The organism is Micromonospora sp. NPDC005710, assembly GCF_040630995.1.
Classification (GTDB): domain Bacteria; phylum Actinomycetota; class Actinomycetes; order Mycobacteriales; family Micromonosporaceae; genus Micromonospora.
Genome location: NZ_JBEXYP010000012.1, coordinates 160,052 through 177,336, shown reverse-complemented (window position 1 = coordinate 177,336; position 17,285 = coordinate 160,052). Strand labels below are relative to the sequence as shown.

At 70.7% G+C, this 17,285-nt stretch carries 17 protein-coding genes; 4 read left to right on the top strand and 13 right to left on the bottom strand.

What is annotated here, in order from left to right:
• Positions 1 to 4 precede the first annotated feature (4 nt).
• Entirely contained in the window at positions 5 to 610 is a 606-nt protein-coding gene (locus ABZ406_RS18430; protein WP_357762735.1) for a TetR family transcriptional regulator, read from the bottom strand.
• A 226-nt stretch (positions 611 to 836) separates the two neighbouring features.
• Here ABZ406_RS18430 and ABZ406_RS18425 point away from each other — a divergent pair, with 226 nt between their 5' ends.
• Positions 837 to 2,153: a D-arabinono-1,4-lactone oxidase gene (locus ABZ406_RS18425; protein WP_357762732.1), complete on the top strand. Its 1,317-nt coding sequence runs from the start codon at positions 837 to 839 to the stop codon at positions 2,151 to 2,153.
• A gap of 6 nt (positions 2,154 to 2,159) precedes the next feature.
• Here ABZ406_RS18425 and ABZ406_RS18420 read toward each other — a convergent pair whose 3' ends face one another.
• The 9 genes from ABZ406_RS18420 to ABZ406_RS18380 all read right to left on the bottom strand — a co-directional run bounded on the left by ABZ406_RS18420 (position 2,160) and on the right by ABZ406_RS18380 (position 12,283).
• Positions 2,160 to 3,260: a GDSL-type esterase/lipase family protein gene (locus ABZ406_RS18420; RefSeq protein WP_357762729.1), complete on the bottom strand. Its 1,101-nt coding sequence runs from the start codon at positions 3,258 to 3,260 to the stop codon at positions 2,160 to 2,162.
• A complete protein-coding gene (locus ABZ406_RS18415; protein ID WP_357762726.1) occupies positions 3,257 to 3,556 on the bottom strand; it encodes a hypothetical protein in 300 nt (99 codons plus the stop codon). The genes ABZ406_RS18420 and ABZ406_RS18415 overlap by 4 nt, the downstream gene beginning before the upstream one ends.
• On the bottom strand, positions 3,553 to 4,185 hold the full coding sequence (locus tag ABZ406_RS18410; RefSeq protein ID WP_357762723.1) for a TetR/AcrR family transcriptional regulator: 633 nt from the start codon (positions 4,183 to 4,185) through the stop codon (positions 3,553 to 3,555). The genes ABZ406_RS18415 and ABZ406_RS18410 overlap by 4 nt, the downstream gene beginning before the upstream one ends.
• Positions 4,186 to 4,280: 95 nt before the next feature.
• Complete coding sequence (topA, locus tag ABZ406_RS18405; RefSeq protein WP_357762720.1) at positions 4,281 to 7,115, bottom strand: type I DNA topoisomerase; 2,835 nt, start codon at positions 7,113 to 7,115, stop codon at positions 4,281 to 4,283.
• Positions 7,116 to 7,451: 336 nt separating this feature from the next.
• A complete protein-coding gene (locus ABZ406_RS18400) occupies positions 7,452 to 8,183 on the bottom strand; it encodes a hypothetical protein (protein ID WP_357762717.1) in 732 nt (243 codons plus the stop codon).
• Positions 8,174 to 8,713: a hypothetical protein gene (locus tag ABZ406_RS18395; protein ID WP_357762714.1), complete on the bottom strand. Its 540-nt coding sequence runs from the start codon at positions 8,711 to 8,713 to the stop codon at positions 8,174 to 8,176. Before ABZ406_RS18395 ends, ABZ406_RS18400 begins: the two co-directional genes overlap by 10 nt.
• 101 nt (positions 8,714 to 8,814) lie before the next feature.
• Entirely contained in the window at positions 8,815 to 11,175 is a 2,361-nt protein-coding gene (locus ABZ406_RS18390; protein ID WP_357762711.1) for a sodium-translocating pyrophosphatase, read from the bottom strand.
• Between the two features lie 317 nt (positions 11,176 to 11,492).
• On the bottom strand, positions 11,493 to 11,930 hold the full coding sequence (locus ABZ406_RS18385) for an ATP-binding protein (RefSeq protein ID WP_030334228.1): 438 nt from the start codon (positions 11,928 to 11,930) through the stop codon (positions 11,493 to 11,495).
• Positions 11,927 to 12,283, bottom strand: coding sequence for an STAS domain-containing protein (locus ABZ406_RS18380; protein WP_357762708.1), 357 nt, complete (start codon positions 12,281 to 12,283; stop codon positions 11,927 to 11,929). Before ABZ406_RS18380 ends, ABZ406_RS18385 begins: the two co-directional genes overlap by 4 nt.
• A 188-nt stretch (positions 12,284 to 12,471) precedes the next feature.
• Between ABZ406_RS18380 and ABZ406_RS18375 the strand changes: the two genes are divergently transcribed.
• From ABZ406_RS18375 to ABZ406_RS18365, 3 genes are all read left to right on the top strand, one after another.
• On the top strand, positions 12,472 to 14,856 hold the full coding sequence (locus ABZ406_RS18375) for a DEAD/DEAH box helicase (protein ID WP_357762856.1): 2,385 nt from the start codon (positions 12,472 to 12,474) through the stop codon (positions 14,854 to 14,856).
• 99 nt (positions 14,857 to 14,955) lie between these two features.
• A complete protein-coding gene (locus ABZ406_RS18370; RefSeq protein WP_357762705.1) occupies positions 14,956 to 15,165 on the top strand; it encodes a hypothetical protein in 210 nt (69 codons plus the stop codon).
• Positions 15,166 to 15,329: 164 nt separating this feature from the next.
• Positions 15,330 to 15,908, top strand: coding sequence for a hypothetical protein (locus tag ABZ406_RS18365; RefSeq protein WP_357762702.1), 579 nt, complete (start codon positions 15,330 to 15,332; stop codon positions 15,906 to 15,908).
• Between the two features lie 345 nt (positions 15,909 to 16,253).
• Here ABZ406_RS18365 and ABZ406_RS18360 read toward each other — a convergent pair whose 3' ends face one another.
• The 3 genes from ABZ406_RS18360 to ABZ406_RS18350 all read right to left on the bottom strand — a co-directional run bounded on the left by ABZ406_RS18360 (position 16,254) and on the right by ABZ406_RS18350 (position 17,283).
• Positions 16,254 to 16,559: an Rv3654c family TadE-like protein gene (locus ABZ406_RS18360; RefSeq protein ID WP_357762853.1), complete on the bottom strand. Its 306-nt coding sequence runs from the start codon at positions 16,557 to 16,559 to the stop codon at positions 16,254 to 16,256.
• Between the two features lie 113 nt (positions 16,560 to 16,672).
• Positions 16,673 to 17,032 carry a TadE family type IV pilus minor pilin gene (locus ABZ406_RS18355; RefSeq protein ID WP_357762699.1) on the bottom strand — a complete coding sequence of 120 codons (360 nt, stop codon included), beginning with the start codon at positions 17,030 to 17,032 and terminating at the stop codon, positions 16,673 to 16,675.
• Between the two features lie 83 nt (positions 17,033 to 17,115).
• A complete protein-coding gene (locus ABZ406_RS18350; RefSeq protein WP_151492073.1) occupies positions 17,116 to 17,283 on the bottom strand; it encodes a DUF4244 domain-containing protein in 168 nt (55 codons plus the stop codon).
• Positions 17,284 to 17,285 lie beyond the last annotated feature (2 nt).

Sequence of the window (17,285 nt, the reverse complement as noted above, 5' to 3'; positions counted from 1 at the left end):
CGACTCAGGCGGGCTGGGCCGCCTCGGCCTGCTGCCCGGCGGTGGACCGGCCGCTGTCCGGGCCGTCGACCTGGCGGTGCAGATATTCCCGGATCAGCGCCTTCGCCTCCAGCAGCACCTGCTCGTCGCCGTCGGACTTCCGGCGGAACGCCAGCTTGATCAGCGCGTCCGCCGCCTCCACCGCGATCTCCAGCACGAAACGCAGCTGGGGCACGTCGTTGAGCCCGAAACGCTCGGTGAGCACCCGGGCCAACTGGTCGGCGATCACGCCGTTGTTGTCCCGCTGCTCGTCGAGCAGGTGCAGGTCGACCACGTCGCCGAAGTGCAGGGTACGGAAGCCGGGGACGGTGCGGTGCATCGTGATGTACTCGTCGATGCCCGCGTCGACACCATCCCACCAGTGGGTCATCTCGTCGGACGCGAACCGCTCGTCGAGGCGCTGGAGGTAGGACTCCATGGTGCGCAGGGTCAACGCCTGCACGATCGCCCGCTTGTCCGGGAAGAACTGGTAGACCGACCCGATCGCCACCTCGGCCCGCTCGGCGAGCAGGGTGGTGGTCAGACCCTCGTACCCCACCTCGTCGACGAGTTCGGCGCAGGCATCCAACATGCGCTGTACCCGCGCGACACTTCGACCTTGCACCGGTACGCGGCGCAGCGGCCCGGTCGTGGCGGCTGGTGTGGACACTCTGCGCCACCCCCCTTCGACGGATGAACATATCTCCACGTCACGAGTCCGTGACTACCGGTACAACGAGCGGATCGCAATTGCGGTATTTACCAGCTAGAACGTTCCTGATATGAAGTCAGTTCATATTCATGAATGGGGAGCGCGCATGGTCCGCACCGCACCGCTCGGGGCTGGATGGTCCAACTGGGCCGGGAACCAGCGTGGCAGCGCCAGCGCGATCCTGCGCCCCGGCTCGCCGACCGACGTCGCAGAAGCCGTCCGATCCGTCGCCGCCGACGGCGGTCGGATCCGGGTGACGGGCAGCGGCCACTCGTTCACCGCCGTCGCCCTCGCCGACGACCGTCGGATGGAGCTGTCCGACCTGGACACCACAGTCAGCGTGGACGTCGCCCAACGACTGGTCACCGTACCGGCGGGAATGACCCTGCACGCGCTCAACAGCCTGCTCGCCCGGCACGGCCTCGCGCTGCCCAACCTCGGTGACATCGACGCGCAGACCGTCGCCGGCGCGATCTCCACCGGCACCCACGGCACCGGGGCCGGCTACGGGTGCCTCTCCACCTTCGTCGAGGCGATCACACTGGTCACCGGCACCGGCGAGGTGCTGCGATGCTCCGCCGACGAGCACCCCGACGTCCTCGCCGCCGCCCGGGTGTCACTCGGCGCGCTCGGCGTCCTGGTCGAGGTGACCCTGCGCTGCGTGGACGCCTTCGTCCTGCGCGCCCACGAACGCCCCGCCGAGCTGGCCGCAGTGCTGGCCGAACTCCCCGAGCTGATCGGCCGACACGACCACGTCGAGTTCTACTGGTTCCCGTACACGTCCCGGGTCCAGGTCAAGGCCAACGACCGGGTACCCGCCAACGACCGACCGCTGTCCCGCTGGCGCGGCTGGGTGGACGACGACTTCCTGTCCAACCGGGTCTTCGCCGGGGCCTGCCGACTCGGCCGCGCCGTGCCCGCGCTGGCCCCGGGCATCAGCGCCGTCTCCGCCCGCGCCCTCACCGAACGCCAGTACACCGGCCGCTCCGACCGGGTCTTCTGCACCCCGCGCCGGGTCCGCTTCGTGGAGATGGAGTACGGCCTGCCCCGCGAGGCGCTGCCCGAGGCACTCGCCGCGCTCCAGCGGATCGTGCAGAACCTGCCGTTCAAGGTGCTCTTCCCGGTGGAGGTGCGCTTCACCGCCGCCGACGACATCTGGCTGTCGCACGGCTACGGACGGGACAACGCCTACATCGCCGTGCACCAGTACGTCGGCATGCCCTACGAGCCGTACTTCCAGGCCTTCGAGGAGGTGGCCGCCGGGCTGGGCGGTCGCCCACACTGGGGCAAGCTGCACTACCGCGACGCCGCCTCGCTGGCCACGGCGTATCCCCGCTTCGCGGACTTCCAGGCCGTCCGCGACCGGCTCGACCCCCAACGCGTCTTCACCAACCCGCACCTGAACCACGTCCTCGGGGCCTGACCCGCGCTACAGCGCGAGGTCGTCCAGGTTCACCGCATCGGCCATGGCCTCGGCGCCCCTGTCGTTCAGGTGCATACCGTCGCCGCTGTCCATCGCGGGGTGGATGTGATCGGGGGCGTGCGGGTTCGCGACGACGCGCGCCACGTCGAAGACGGCGTCGAAGACGGCAGTCGTACGGATCCAGTCGTTCACCTCGCGTCGGGTGGCGAGGCCCGCCGGTGTGCTGATCTCCGGGCCGGCGCCGGCGAAGGGGCCGATAGTGGCGGCGACGATCCGCAGGCCGGCGCCGTGGGCGCGGTCGGCCAGCGTACGGAAGCCCTCGATGAGGGCGTCGGCGGTGACGGCCGGTTCGCCCAACATGGCCGGGAGGCCGAGGTCGTTGATACCGAAGTGGACAAGGACGTGGGTCAGGGCCGGGATGGAGAGGACGTCGCTGTCGAAGCGGGCCAGCGCGTGTTCTCCGACACCGTCGCGCAGGAGTCGGTTGCCGGCGATGCCCTGGTTGACGACCCAGCCGCGCCGCAGACGCTTGTTGAGGAAGTCGACCGAGCGATGATTCGCGCTCGTCGTGGTGCCGACGCCTTCGAACCAGGAGTCGCCGAAGGCCACGGCGACGGCAGTGTCCGGTGGGGCGAGAACGTCGACGCCGGAGAGGTAGTACCTGGCCTCGACCCGCTCGGCCCCCACCAGCGCGGGAGCTGTGACGTGATTGCCGTCGGCTATCTGAGCGAGTTCCGCCGGCTTGTGGGAGTGGGTGGCCAGACCGGTCGGCTCCGGAAGGTAGAGGCTCACGACCAGATCCGTGCCGGCCGCGACGGGGAGGTCCACCGCGTCGGTGACGGCCTCGTCGCCCGCAGCGATGACATGGCGTTCGACGCCGTCGACGGTGAGGACGGTCCGCTGCCCGCCGACCGCGACGGTGGCAGCCGCGATTGTCAACGGAGTACGGCCGTGGCGGTTCGTCAGCCGTACCCGGAAGGCCTCCCCGCCGCCGGCCAGGTGCAGCACCTGACGAACGGTCTGGTCGGCGAAGCCACGGGGTTCGCTGAACTGGAGCTGCTCGTACGGACTGAGCAGGCCGGTGCGAAAACCGGCGGTCCAGATCATGGCTGGTTCAGGTCGGTGGTGGTGCCCTCCTCCATGCTGATCACCGAATCGATCAGGGAGAAGAACGTCTGGATGCCGGGCAGGTTCCCGCCGCGGCGGCGGGACTCGGCGTAGTCCTCGGACGAGCCCCAGTAGACGATGTCCATCCACTCGTCAGGCGTCAGCCGGACCAGTCGCGCGCCGAGGAAGCCGGCGCGATCGTCCTGGAAGTCGCGCAGCATCGCCGGCCGCGCGGCCAGCAGTGCGTCAGCACGCTCGACGGGAACACGGAAACGGGTGATCTCGACGGTGGTCATCGTGCCTCGATCCCTTCGGTTGTCGGCTCGGAGTCGTCGACGCCCAGCATCTGCCTGAGCTGGGTCAGTAGGACGTCGCGGAATTCCACGGGTGCCGGCGTGGGGTGCTGCTGGACGCGGGAGACGATCAGACCCGCCAACGCCGCGAGCAGGAGGTTGGTCACCGCCTCGGCGTCGTGGGCCGGCGTGAAGACCCCCCGGGCCACACCTTCCCGGACGGCGGCCAGGAAGGGCGCCCGGTACCGCTCCTGCACCGTGGCGCTGTAGTCGCGCAGTTCGTCGTCGCGCATCGCCGAGCGCCAGAACTCGACCAGGATCTGCCGGGTGCGCTCCGAGTTGTGCAGGCTCCGGTCCACGAGCGCGACAAGCCGTCGCCACGGATCGGTCTCGGAGGCGGACACTGCCCGCAGGGCATCCACCTCCCGGTCGGTGAACACCTGCATGGCCTCGATGATCATGTCTTCGCGGGAGCCGAAGTAGGTCTGCAGGGTGCTGATCGCGACACCGCCGGCCGCCGACACGTCAGCGAAGCGGGTGTTCTCGTATCCCCGGCTCGCCAGCACGGCGGCCACGGCGTCGAGAACGGCCTCCCGCTTCTCCCCGCCCGCCCGCCTCTTCCTTGTCGGCATGGCCATACGGTACGACGGTACCGGGGAAACCGCTAAGGCATCGACCTCTGGTGTGACCCGAAACATCACCGAACAGACCTCGGCGGCGGGGACTGCTACTCGGTGCTGGTGGCGGCCTTGCGCGGAGCGGCCTTCTTCGCCGGGGCCTTCTTCGCCGCCGTCGCCTTGGCCGTCGTGGTCTTCTTCGCGGCAGTGGACTTGCTGGCGGCAGCCGTCTTCTTGGTTGCCGTGGCCTTCTTCGCGGGCGCCTTCTTCGCCGCCGCCTTCTTGCGCGGCGCCGGACCCTTCGCCCGCTTCTCGGCCAGCATCTCGGACGCCTCGGCGAGGCTCAACTCCTCCGGCGTCTGCCCGCGCCGCAGCGACGCGTTGAACTCGCCGTCGGTCACGTACGGGCCGAACCGGCCGTCCTTGATCACCAGAGGCTTCTCGGTCGCCGGGTCCACGCCCATCTCGCGCAGTGGCGGTGCCGCGGCACGCCGTCCACGAGCCTTCGGGGCGGCCAGCAGAGCCAGCGCCTCGTCCAGGCTGACAGTGAACATCTGGTCCTCGGACTCGAGCGAACGGAACTCCTCGCCCTGCTTGACGTACGGGCCGTAGCGACCGTTGTTGGCGAAGACCTCGACGCCGTCCGGCGCGACACCGACCAGCCGGGGAAGACTGAGCAGCTTGAGCGCCTCCTCCAGGGTCAGCGAATCCGGGGTCTGCGTCCGCAGCAGCGACGACTTCCGCTCCCCGCTGGAGACGTACGGGCCGAACCGGCCGGACTTGAGCACGATCGGTTCGCCGGTGCCGGGGTCGTCGCCGAGCTTGCGCTCGCCGCTGCCGCCGAGGAACAGCTCGTGCACCTTCTCCGGGGTCAGCTCGTCCGGGGCCAGGCCCTCGGGGATCGGCGCCCGGTCACCCTGGGTGCCGCCCTCCTCGCCCTCACCCGACGCGGGTGCCGGCTGCTCGCCGCCGGGCAACTCCCGTTGCAGGTACGGCCCGTAACGGCCGACCCGCACCACGACCTCGCGGCCGTCGTCGTCGGTGAAGAGCGGGATGGAGTTGACGCTGCGGGCGTCGATGTCGCTGAGGTTCTCGGTGACCAGTTTCTTGAGCCCGCCGGAACGGGCGATGTCCTGGTCGCCGGCACCGTTGGAGCTGCCGAAGTAGAAGGCCGTGAGGAAGTCGACGGCGGCGTGGTCGCCGCCGGCGATCTCGTCCAGCTCGTTCTCCATCGTGGCGGTGAAGTCGTAGTCGATCAGGCGCGGGTAGTGCCGCTCCATCAGCCCGATCACCGCGAAGGCCAGGAAGGTGGGGATCATCGCCTGACCGCGCTTGGTGACGTACCCCCGGTCCTGGATCGTCTGCATGATCGACGCGTAGGTGGACGGGCGGCCGATGCCCAGCTCTTCCAGGGCCTTGACCAGCGACGCCTCGGTGTAACGCGACGGCGGCTGGGTGTGGTGGCCCTGCGCTGCCAACTCGTCGGCGGTCAGCGGCTGGTCCTTGACCAGGGTGGGCAGCCGGCGCTCGGCGTCCTCGGCCTCGGCGTTCTCGTCGTCGCTGGACTCGACGTACGCGCGCAGGAAGCCCGGGTCGGTGATGGTCTTGCCGGTCGCGCCGAAGTCGGCTTCCTCCTGCGAGGTGGAGACCGCCCGGATGCGCACCGACACGCTGGAGCCGACCGCGTCGGTCATCTGGGAGGCGATGGTGCGCCGCCAGATCAGCTCGTAGAGCTTGAACTCCTCGGCGGACAACTCCTTGGCGACCTCGCCCGGGGTGCGGAAGTTGTCCCCCGCCGGGCGGATCGCTTCGTGCGCCTCCTGCGCGTTCTTCACCTTGCCGGTGTAGCGACGCGGCTCCGGTGGAACGCTGCGCTCGCCGTACAGCTCGACGATCTGCCGGCGGGCCGCCGAGATGGCGGTCTCCGACAGGTTCACCGAGTCGGTACGCATATAGGTGATGTAGCCGTTCTCGTACAGGCGCTGCGCGGTGCGCATCGTCTGCTGCGAGGACAGGCGCAGCTTGCGGGCCGCCTCCTGCTGGAGGGTGGAGGTGATGAACGGCGCGTACGGGCGACGGCGGTAGGGCTTCTCCTCGACCCGGGTGACGGTGAACGGCCGCCCCTCCAGCCGGGCCGCGAGACCGCGGGCGCCGCTCTCGTCGAGGTGCACGACGCCGGCGCCGGCCCGGACCCGACCGGTGGTCGGCTCGAAGTCCTTACCGGTGGCGATCCGGTCGCCGTTCAGGGCGATCAGGGTGGCGTTGAACGCGCGCGGACCCTCGCCACTGTTGGCCACCGCCAGGGTGGCCAGGATGTCCCAGTATTCGGCGGTGCGGAAGGCCATCCGCTGCCGTTCCCGCTCGACCACGATGCGGGTCGCCACGGACTGCACCCGGCCCGCCGAGAGCCGTGGCATGACCTTCTTCCACAGCACCGGGGAGACCTCGTAGCCGTACAGGCGGTCGAGGATCCGACGGGCCTCCTGGGCGTCGACCAGATCGCGGTCGATCTCCCGGGGGTTGGCAACGGCCGCCTGGATCGCCGGCTTGGTGATCTCGTGGAAGACCATCCGCTTGACCGGCACCTTGGGCTTGAGCGTCTCGACCAGGTGCCAGGCGATGGCCTCGCCCTCGCGGTCCTCATCCGTCGCCAGGAAGATCTCGTCGACCTCCTTGGCCAGCTTGATCAGCTTGCTGATCTGCTGCTTCCGGTCGGCGGAGACGACATAGAGCGCGTGGAAGCCGTTGTCGACGTCCACCCCGAGCCGGGCCCAGGACTCGCCCTTGTACTTCGCTGGCACGTCGGCGGCGTTGCGCGGCAGGTCGCGGACGTGACCGAAGCTGGCCTCCACGACGTACCCCGGGCCGAGGTAGCCCGAGATCGTCTTGGCCTTCGCCGGTGACTCGACGATGACCAGACGGGTGGTTCCAGCTTTGCTCGTCACGTCTTCCCCCGACCTCACTCCTGCTCGTGGCCTTCCGGCGCCCGGACAGCGACCGCTTTCGACCCCGCCGTCGCACCGGCGGTCCGGATGTCCAACGTAACGCGCCGCCCGCGTTTCGGGTTTCGCGGGCCGCAAACCGCTTCGACGTGGCGGTCGACACCGCCCCGCCGCGCTCGGCACTGCCAGACGGCGCCACCGTACACCGTGGGTGAGGCTCGAAGCGGGTCACTGTGACGATCGAGGACCCACGACGGAGGTTCGACCCGCCCGTTTTCCGCCTGGAACGACCCGCCGGCTGTCCGGCACCGGACACCGGAATCCCCTCGGTCCGGGGGGTCAGGTCGGCCAGGCGTTGATCGGCGTGGCGCGCGGTGGCCCGCCGACCAGTTCGGCGAGCCGGGCCAGCCGGCGGCGGCCGGTGATCCGGTACGCCGGGCCGCCCTCACCCGGGCCGAGCAGCGTCCCCGCCAGCCCGGCCGCGCCGAGCGCGACCCCGATCGGCCCCCAACAGTCCCTGTCGTCGGCGCCCAGCCGCAACAGGAAGGAGTCCGGAGGTTCCGGCGTCCCGGCGGCGGCGAGCCACAGCCGCAGCCGCCGGCCGGTCAGGTGGAAGGCGGCCGGCGGGCGTTTCGTCGTACCGTCCAGCCAGGCCGCCGCGAGCGGTTTCAACACCCGGGTGTACGACGTCCGGACGGCGTGTCGCTCGTCCCCGGCCGGCTCCCAGCTCGCCGCGAGCCCGCGCGACGCCAGCTCGGCGACGAGCACGTGCACCCGCCAGGCCGCGTCGACCTGCACCGAGAGGCGGGCGGTGCCGCCCATCCGGACCACCTCACCGGGCCCGGCGAGCAGCCCGGCCAGGTCGGCGACCGTCGGTTCGGCCGCGTCCGCCCCGAAGAAGACAAGTTGACGGCCCGCGTCGTCACCCTGGGCCGGGCCGTTCTGGGGGGAACCGTCCTGCGGCGCGCCGCCACGGCGTCGCCCGGGAGTGGGCGGGTCGGACTCGGGCGCGGGAAACAGCGCCGGGGGCGGCTGGGCCTTCCCGGTGTCACCGAGCCCGCTCAGCGACACTCCGGCACCTCGTCGAATGCCTGTTTCAACTCCTCGGAGTTGAGCTTGCTGGTGTCCAGCGCGCTGGCGTCGTACTCCGTGTTGAGGGTCTCCACGGCGGCCCGCACACCGTCGTAGAAGGTTGTCGGCTCGCCGGTGGCCAGGCCGTCGATGGTGTCCCGGGCACGGCCGTACGCGTCCCGCATCTTCCCCAGCGAACCACGGAAACCCGCGGAGATGGCCTCGCCGTTCTCGGCCTCCGGGACGCCCGCCTTCTCCACCTTGCGGCGGGCGGCCTCGCTGGCCTGCTCCGCCCCGTCGAAGAGCCGCACCAGGTTCTCCTTGGCCTGCGCCGGTGTGGTCTGCGCGGTCATCTGCTCGTCAGTGCTGCTGGTCAGCTTGTTGATCTCGGAGCGCCACGGGGTGAGCGCTCCGCACACCGAGGCCGCCCAGGCCCGTGGGCTGGGGCCACCGCCGCAGCCGGCCAGGACGACGATCGTGGCCAGGACCACCGTGAACTTTCCGGCGGCAGACGCCCGGCACGTACGCATGCGTTGCAGCGTACGGCCTTTGGCCAGGCGTGGCACCGGGCCGGACGGCCGGGTCCCCGGTCGACGGGCTACGTCGACCGGGGACCCCGAACCGTTCCAGGTCAGGCGTTGACCGTCTCCGGGCGGTGATCGGTGCTGCCCGCACCGGTGTTGCCATCGGCGTCCGAATCGGACATCGCGATGCCCTTGCGCTTGCTGAACACCACCGACGCCACGATGATCAGCGTCGCGACCAGCGCGATACCGACCCGCAGGCCGACGTTGCGGTCGTCGCCGACGCTCCAGGCCACCACGGCGGGTGCGATCAGCAGCGAGACCAGGTTCATCACCTTGATCAGCGGGTTGATCGCCGGGCCGGCGGTGTCCTTGAACGGGTCACCGACGGTGTCGCCGATGACAGTGGCGGCGTGCGACTCGGAGCCCTTGCCGCCGTACGCGCCGTCCTCGACCAGCTTCTTGGCGTTGTCCCAGGCCCCACCGGAGTTGGACAGGAACACCGCCATCAGGGTGCCGGCACCGATCGCACCGGCCAGGTACGCCGCCAGCGCGCCGGGCCCGAGGCCGAAGCCGACAGCGATCGGCGCCAGGATGGCGAGCAGGCCGGGGGTCATCAGCTCGCGCTGCGCGTCCCGGGTGCAGATGTCGACGACCTTGCCGTACTCCGGGCGCTGGGTGCCGTCCATGATGCCGGGCAGCTCACGGAACTGCCGGCGGACCTCCATCACCACGGCACCGGCCGAGCGGGACACCGCGTTGATGGCCAGCCCCGAGAACAGGAAGACCACCGCCGCGCCGATGATCAGGCCGACCAGGTTGCGCGGGTTCGCCACGTTCAGCGAGTTGAGGATCTCCGTCCCGACGTCGCCCACCCCAGCCGTCGCGTACGCACTGCGGAGCGAGTCGGTGTAGGAGCCGAACAGCGCGGTCGCCGCGAGCACCGCAGTGGCGATCGCGATGCCCTTGGTGATCGCCTTCGTGGTGTTGCCGACGGCGTCCAGCTCGGTGAGCGTACGAGCACCGTGCTCGTCGAGGTCACCGGACATCTCGGCGATGCCCTGGGCGTTGTCGGAGATCGGCCCGAAGGTGTCCATCGCGACGATCACGCCGACGGTGGTGAGCAGGCCGGTGCCGGCCAGTGCCACAGCGAACAGCGACAACGTGATGGAGCTGCCACCGAGGAGGAACGCCCCGAAGACGCCGGCGCCGATCAGCAGCGCCGAGTAGACAGCCGACTCCAGGCCGATGCTGATGCCGGCCAGGATCACGGTGGCCGCACCGGTCTGCGAGCTCTTGCCGATGTCCTGCACCGGTCGCCTGTTGGTCTCGGTGAAATAGCCGGTGAGCGCCTGGATCGCGGCGGCCAGCACGATGCCGATCACCACTGCGCCGATGGCTACCAGTCGGGGGTTGCCGGGCGCGTCGGTGAGCCCGCTGTCGAATTCACCGAAGGTCGCCGGCAGGTACGCGTAGGCGGCGATCGCCACCAGCACCGCGGAAAGCACGGCGGACAGGTAGAAGGCCCGGTTGATCGCGGTCAGGGCGTTGCGGTCGGACGCGCGCAGCCGGGTGATGAAGACACCGACGATCGCGATCAGCACGCCGATGGTGGAGATGATCAGCGGGAAGACCAGGCCCTCCTCGCCGAACGCGGCGCGGCCGAGGATCAGCGCGGCGACAAGCGTCACCGCGTACGACTCGAAGAGGTCGGCGGCCATGCCGGCGCAGTCCCCGACGTTGTCGCCCACGTTGTCGGCGATGGTGGCGGCGTTGCGCGGGTCGTCCTCGGGGATGCCCTGCTCGACCTTGCCGACCAGGTCGGCACCCACGTCGGCGGCCTTGGTGAAGATGCCGCCGCCGACCCGCATGAACATCGCGAGCAGCGCGGCACCGAAGCCGAAGCCTTCCAGCACCGTTGGCGCGTCACCGCGGTAGAGCAGAACGACGAGCGCGGCACCGAAGAGGCCGAGACCGACGGTGAAGAAGCCGACGACTCCGCCGGTCCGGAACGCGATCTTCATGGCCGCCTCGCGGCCGCCTGCCCGCTCCCGCGCGGCAGCGGCCACCCGCAGGTTGGCCCTGGTGGCCAGCCACATGCCGGCGCCACCGATGAACGCGCTGAACAGGGCGCCCACCACGAAGAAGAGCGAGCGGCCGATCTTCACCGCGAGCTCACTGCCGTCGGTGTCGTGCACCGGAAGCAGGAAGAGGAGCACGACGGCGATGACGACGAAGATCGCCAGGGTGCGGAACTGTCGGAGCAGGTACGCCGAGGCGCCCTCCTGGACGGCCCCCGAGATCTCCTGCATTTTCTCGGTGCCCTTACCAGCGGCCAGCACCGTTTTCGTCAGGGCGGCAGCGAAACCGAGCGCCACCAACGCGACAACCGCGGCGATGACGACGTAGGTGACATTGCTTCCGGTAAGGGAAAGCCCGCCGCCGTCGGCGGCCAAGGTCTCGGACATCTGTGTCCTCCTGTTACCGAACAATCGCGCCGGTGAGTGGAGACGCACTGACCGACGCCTGGATGCGGACTCGCAAGCGCGCGCCAACCCACCAGCGGACCAGCGATGAACACCCATACCCGCTGGCTGCGGGATGGGTCACTTGCTGACAACCCGGGTACTGTAGCCCTCCGCAGTGTTGGAGGTCACACCCAGGTGGCACCGTGTCGCGATGATCTTCATCGCTGTGTTATGAAACGAAATCTGATATAGGGCCCGATCCATGCAAAGAAGGTCGCATCCCCAGCTGGGGATGCGACCTACGCAGCGGAACGTGGTCAGCGACCGACCGGCCACACCATCCGCACCTCGGTGCCGATGCCCTCGTCGACCGGGCGCACCTGCAGATCCTCGACGAAGCCGGCGAGCAGCGCGAACCCGACGCCGGTGGTCAGCGCCTCATCGGTGAGCGACTCGTTGGCCAACTCGTCCGGCGGCAGCGCGGTCAGACCGATGCCCGCCTCGATCGGCGCCCGATCCACCACCCGCACGGCGTACGAACCACCGTCGGACATCTCCACGAGCACCGGGTCGGCCAGGCCGTACTGCCGGTGCAGGGCCACCGCCCGCGTGCACGCCTCACCGATGGCCAGGCGCACCTCGTCCAGCAGGTCCTCCCGCACCCCGGCCCGCCGCGCGACGGCGACGCCGACCAGGCGGGCGGTACGCACGTGCACCGGGGCGGGCGAGAAGGAGAGCTTGACAGTCGCCATCACGCGCCGGCGCCCGCCGAGTCGGCGCTGATCGCCGCGTCGACCGTCGGGTGCAACGGAAACACCTGGTCCAGCGCGGTGATCCGGAAGATCTTGAGCAGCGGCTCCTTGTCGCAGACAAGCGCGAACGAACCGCCCGCCGAGCGGAGCCGCTTGAGCGCGCCGACCAGCACGCCCAGGCCGGTGGAGTCGAGGAAGTCCACCCGACCAAGGTCGACCACCACGTGACGCGCGCCACCGTCGACCAGCTCGAGGAGTCGTTCACGGAGCCGGGGCGCGGTGTAGACGTCCACCTCACCACCAACCTCGAGCACCGTGTGCTCACCCACAGTGCGGGTCGCCAGTGACAGCTCCATCGGTCCTCCTCGCCAGAGCCGTAAACTCTCGTGGGCATCTAACCACTACCGCCGAGGCGGCCTGCGGACGCCAGCGGAGGCTTCCCCATACCCCGGTGTCCGACTTTTCATCTCCGAACACCAGTGCGAGAGTGCAGGGCGTGACCTCCAACGACTCCAGCTCCCCGCGCGGCACGCCGCGCCACGACCTGGAGTCGTCGTCCGCGGCCACCGTATCCGCTGGTCCCGGCCCCGGGCCAGCGCCGGCCGACCTGCTGCGCCGGCTACGCGCCCGGGGTGCCGCCGACCCGGTCACCCACGTCGAGCGGGTGCCGGCCCGCGCCGGGGTGCCCGCGCCGTGGCCGTCGTGGGCAACCGCGGAGCTGCGCGAGGCGTTCACCAGGCGCGGCGTGGTCGCGCCCTGGCAGCACCAGGCCGAGGCGGCAAACCTGGCGTACGAGGGCCAGCACGTGGTCGTCGCCACCGGCACCGCCTCCGGCAAGTCACTGGCGTACCAGTTGCCGGCCCTGGCCACACTGCTCGCCGACCCCCGAGCCACGGTGCTCTACCTGGCGCCGACCAAGGCGCTCGCCGCGGACCAGTTGCGCGCCGTCGCCGCGCTGGAGCTGGAGGGGGTACGCCCCGCCTGCTACGACGGAGACACCCCGCGCACCGAGCGGGAGTGGATCCGGCGGCACTCCCGGTTCGTGCTGACCAACCCGGACATGCTGCACCACGGCATCCTGCCCGGGCACGCCCAGTGGTCCGGTTTCCTGCGCCGACTCGCGTACGTGGTGGTCGACGAGTGCCACACCTACCGGGGCGTGTTCGGCTCGCACGTCGCGCACGTGCTGCGTCGGCTGCGCCGGCAGTGCGCCCGGTTCGGGGCCACCCCGGTGTTCGTGCTCGCGTCGGCGACCTCCGGTGACCCGGCCACCGCCACCGGGCGGCTGACCGGCCTGCCGGTGACGGCGGTCACCGAGGACGCCTCCCCCCGCGGCGGGGTGACCTTCGCGCTCTGGGAGCCTCCGCTGCTGCCCTCCGACTCCGGCGCCGCTCCCCTCGACTCCTCCTCGGTGCCCGCCCAGGCGGCCGGCGGCCACGACGACCTTCGGCAGATCCGCCGGTCGGCGCTGCGCGAAACCGCGGACCTGCTCGCCGACACTGTCGCCGAGGGGGTACGCACCCTCGCGTTCGTCCGCTCCCGCAAGGGCGCCGAGGTGGTGGCCGCGAACGCGCGCCGAGCGCTCGACGACGCGGTGCCGGGGCTCGGCGACCGGGTGGCCGCCTACCGGGGCGGGTACCTGCGGGAGGAGCGGCGCGAGCTGGAACGCGCGCTGCTGCACGGCGACCTGCTCGGCTTGGCCTCCACGAACGCCCTGGAGCTGGGCGTGGACCTGGTCGGGCTCGACGCGGTGCTGATCTGCGGTTACCCGGGCACCCGGGCGTCGCTGTGGCAGCAGGCCGGCCGCGCCGGGCGTTCCGGGCAGGAGGCCCTCGCGGTGCTGGTGGCCCGGGACGACCCGCTGGACACCTACCTGGTGCACCACCCGGAGGCGATCTTCGGTGCGCCGGTGGAGGCGACAGTCCTCGACCCGGCCAACCCGTACGTGCTGGCACCACAGCTCGCCTGCGCCGCGGTGGAGGCACCGCTCACCCCGGCCGACCTGGTGCTCTTCGGCGAGGGGGCGAAGGAGGCGGTCGACGGGCTGGTCGCGGCCGGGGCGCTCCGGCAACGGCCCACCGGCTGGTACTGGCGGCACCGGGAACGCCCCGAGGTGGACCTGCGCGGCGAGGGCGGTGCCCCGGTCGCCGTGGTGGAGTCGTCGACAGGTCGACTGTTGGGGACCGTCGACGGCGGCTCGTCACACTTCCTGCTGCACTCCGGCGCGGTCTATCTGCACCAGGGAGTGTCGTACGTGGTCGACCAACTGGACCTGGCCGACGGGTGCGCGCTGGTGCGCGCCGAGGAGCCCGACTGGTCCACCCACGCCCGTGACGTCACCGATCTGTCCGTGGTGTCGGTGCGCTCCTACGTGGACGCCGGGCCGGTCGGCATGTTCCTCGGCGAGGTGGACGTGACAAGCCAGGTCGTGTCGTACCAGCGGCGGCGGATCGCCACCGGCGAGGTGATCGACACCCGGCCGCTCGACCTGCCCACCCGGGAGCTGCGCACGGTGGCGGTCTGGTTCACCCTCTCACCGCAGTCGTTGGCCCTCGCCGGGGTCCAACCGGCCGACGTGCCGGGTGCGCTGCACGCCGCCGAACACGCAGCGATCGGCCTGCTGCCGCTGATGGCCACCTGCGACAGGTGGGACATCGGCGGGCTCTCCACAGCGGTGCACCCGGACACCGAGGCGCCTACCGTCTTCGTCTACGACGGGCATCCGGGTGGCGCCGGGTTCGCCGAGCGGGCGTACGGGACGGCTGCGGCGTGGCTGCGGGCCACCCGGGACGCGATCGCGGAGTGCGGCTGCGAGACCGGCTGCCCGTCCTGCGTGCAGTCACCGAAGTGCGGCAACGGCAACAACCCGCTCTCCAAGCCGGACGCGATCCGGGTGCTCGACGTGGTGCTCACGAACCTGCCGGACTGAGCACCTTGCATGAATCGGCCCGGCTCGGGGCACAATGACATGGGAGCGCTTCCATCGATGTCCTTGTTGCCGATCGCCCCCCGTGCCCGAGGAGAAGCTGTGGCCGACACCATCGCCGAGACCGTCGACCTGCTTTACACAATCGACCAGGACAATCTCACCCTCGACCAGCAGATCGCGCTGGGGTCGGCACTGGCCGCCCTGGCCCAGGCGGAACGACTGGAACAGATCAACGAGCGGCTGCGCGGCATCCACCAGGTGCTCAACACCTGGGCGCTACGGGCCGCGACCTCCGTCGACACTCGCTGAGGTCTCCTGGAGTGGTCCTGCAAGGGCACCAGTGATCACTCCGTGCTGGGTAGCCGTCCGACGGCCTCGACGGCTACCCAGCAGCAACTGGTAATGGGCGGCGGGGAGGGCGATGCTCGGCGGGCTGTGCGAGACTCCGGCGCACCAACCCCTGAGGAGATCAGATGCAGCTCGACAACGTGCAGGCTCAGCACCAGTTCTACATCCGCCAGCGACTGCGCATGATGGTCAACCAGTACGAGGTCCGGACGGTCAACCCGGACGGCACCGAGGGTGAGCTGCTGGCGTTCGCGCAGCAGAAGCGGCTCGCCTTCAAGGAGCAGGTGACCATCTACACGGATGACTCGAAGCAGCAGCCACTGCTCGGCTTCAAGGCCCGCCAGCGCATCGACCTCGGCGCCACGTACGACGTCACCGATGCGGCCGGCACCCCGATCGGCCTGTTCCGTAAGGACTTCGCCCAGTCGCTGCTGCGCTCCACCTGGCACGTCGAGCAGGCCGGACTGCCGCAGGTGACGGGCCAGGAGCGCAGCATGCCGGTGGCACTGCTGCGTCGCTTCGTCGACTCGCTGTCCTGGCTGCCGTACCACTTCGACTTCACCGCTGGCGGCCAGCCGGTCTTCACGGTGGTCAAGAAGTGGGGCCTGCGCGACAAGTACGTCGTCGAGGTGCAGAACCCGCAGATCGACCGCCGTCTGGTCATCGCGATGGCCGTCGCCCTCGACGCACTCCAGGCCCGCTGACACAGAGGGCCCGGACCAGGGTGCCGCGGTGACCCTCGGCGGTCGCCGTCGCGGCCATTCATTCCTCGGTTGCCGACCGGGAGCTGGACCTCGACCAGTCCCGGCCGGCAAGCCGTTGGACCGCCCTCTCCCGCGCGGGAGGCCGTTGGACCGCAGGCTGGCCGTTGGGTGACTCGGCCCCTTGCGGGTCCGGTCCCCCTTTGGAGCTGATGTCGTAAACGCATCACCTTTGATGTCGTAACCGATTCAGCTCCACAGCACCCACCAATACCACCAGGGCCCCGGGCAGTTGAGCGGGTCGCCGAGCTGCGCCACCCGCCGTTGGGCGGCGCCGACCAGTGCGGGTCAGCCCCGCACCGGGCCGGCGCGGGCGCTCGCCGTAGCCACCCGGCTCAGGCCGGGTAGTGGCGTGAAGGCCACCTCGACTGTCACCAGCACGTCCAACCCGTCGAGGTGGCAGCCGACCATCCGGCCGTCGTTGCGACCGGCGAGGTCGGACGCGGACGCGCAGGCCACCGCGTCGCCGTCGAGCGCCCGGCCCGCCCCGGCCAGCGCGCCAAGATCGGCTGCCACGGCTGCCCGTTGGCTCGCCATCCCGGCGGCGACGATTGCGGCGCCGAACGTCCCGAACATCACGAACACGAGCCCCATCGCCAGCAGCAGGACCGTCGCGCCACCACGTTGCCGGTCCGGCTGGCTATCGACGAGCCCGCCAAAGGCCGGTGCGTGAGCCGCGTGGTGCGACGGGTTGTCAGTTCTCGGCACTACCAACTCCCCTCGTGAGTGCCCGGTTCGACAGCGGCGACGGCGGTGGCGACCACTGTGATGCGTGGCAGCCGGCCGCCCAGGGCCCGGACGGGCGCCCGTACCGTCGCCTGCGCCCGGTCGCCGTCGACGGACACCGACACCGCCGCCCCCGGCGGCGCCGCCCGGCCACCTTCCGCGCTGCCGTCCGCGCCCCGGGCGGCGGCGAGCGCCGCCTCCCGGGCCGCGTGCAGACATCCCGCCTGGACGCTGACGGCGTTGACCGCGGTCAGGCCGGCCAGCAGGAGCAGAAGCAGCGCCGGCAGGCCGGCCGCGAGTTCGGCGGTGAAGGACCCCCGGTCCCCGCCAGCAGCCCGCACGACGACGCGACGTCTCCACCCGCCGTGTGCCGCCGGCCCGGGAACGCTCGGCCCTGGGCCGCGACCAGCCCGCCGGCGCTCGATCACTTCAACGCCCGGTCGATGACAGCGGTCAGCGCCGACTGGACGTTTCCGGAGGTCAGCACCTTCAACAGGATCCCGGCGAAGGCGACCGCGGCGAGAGTGCCCACGGCGTACTCGGCCGTGTTCATCCCGGCATCGCCGCGCAGACGGCCGATGAGTTTGCGCATGA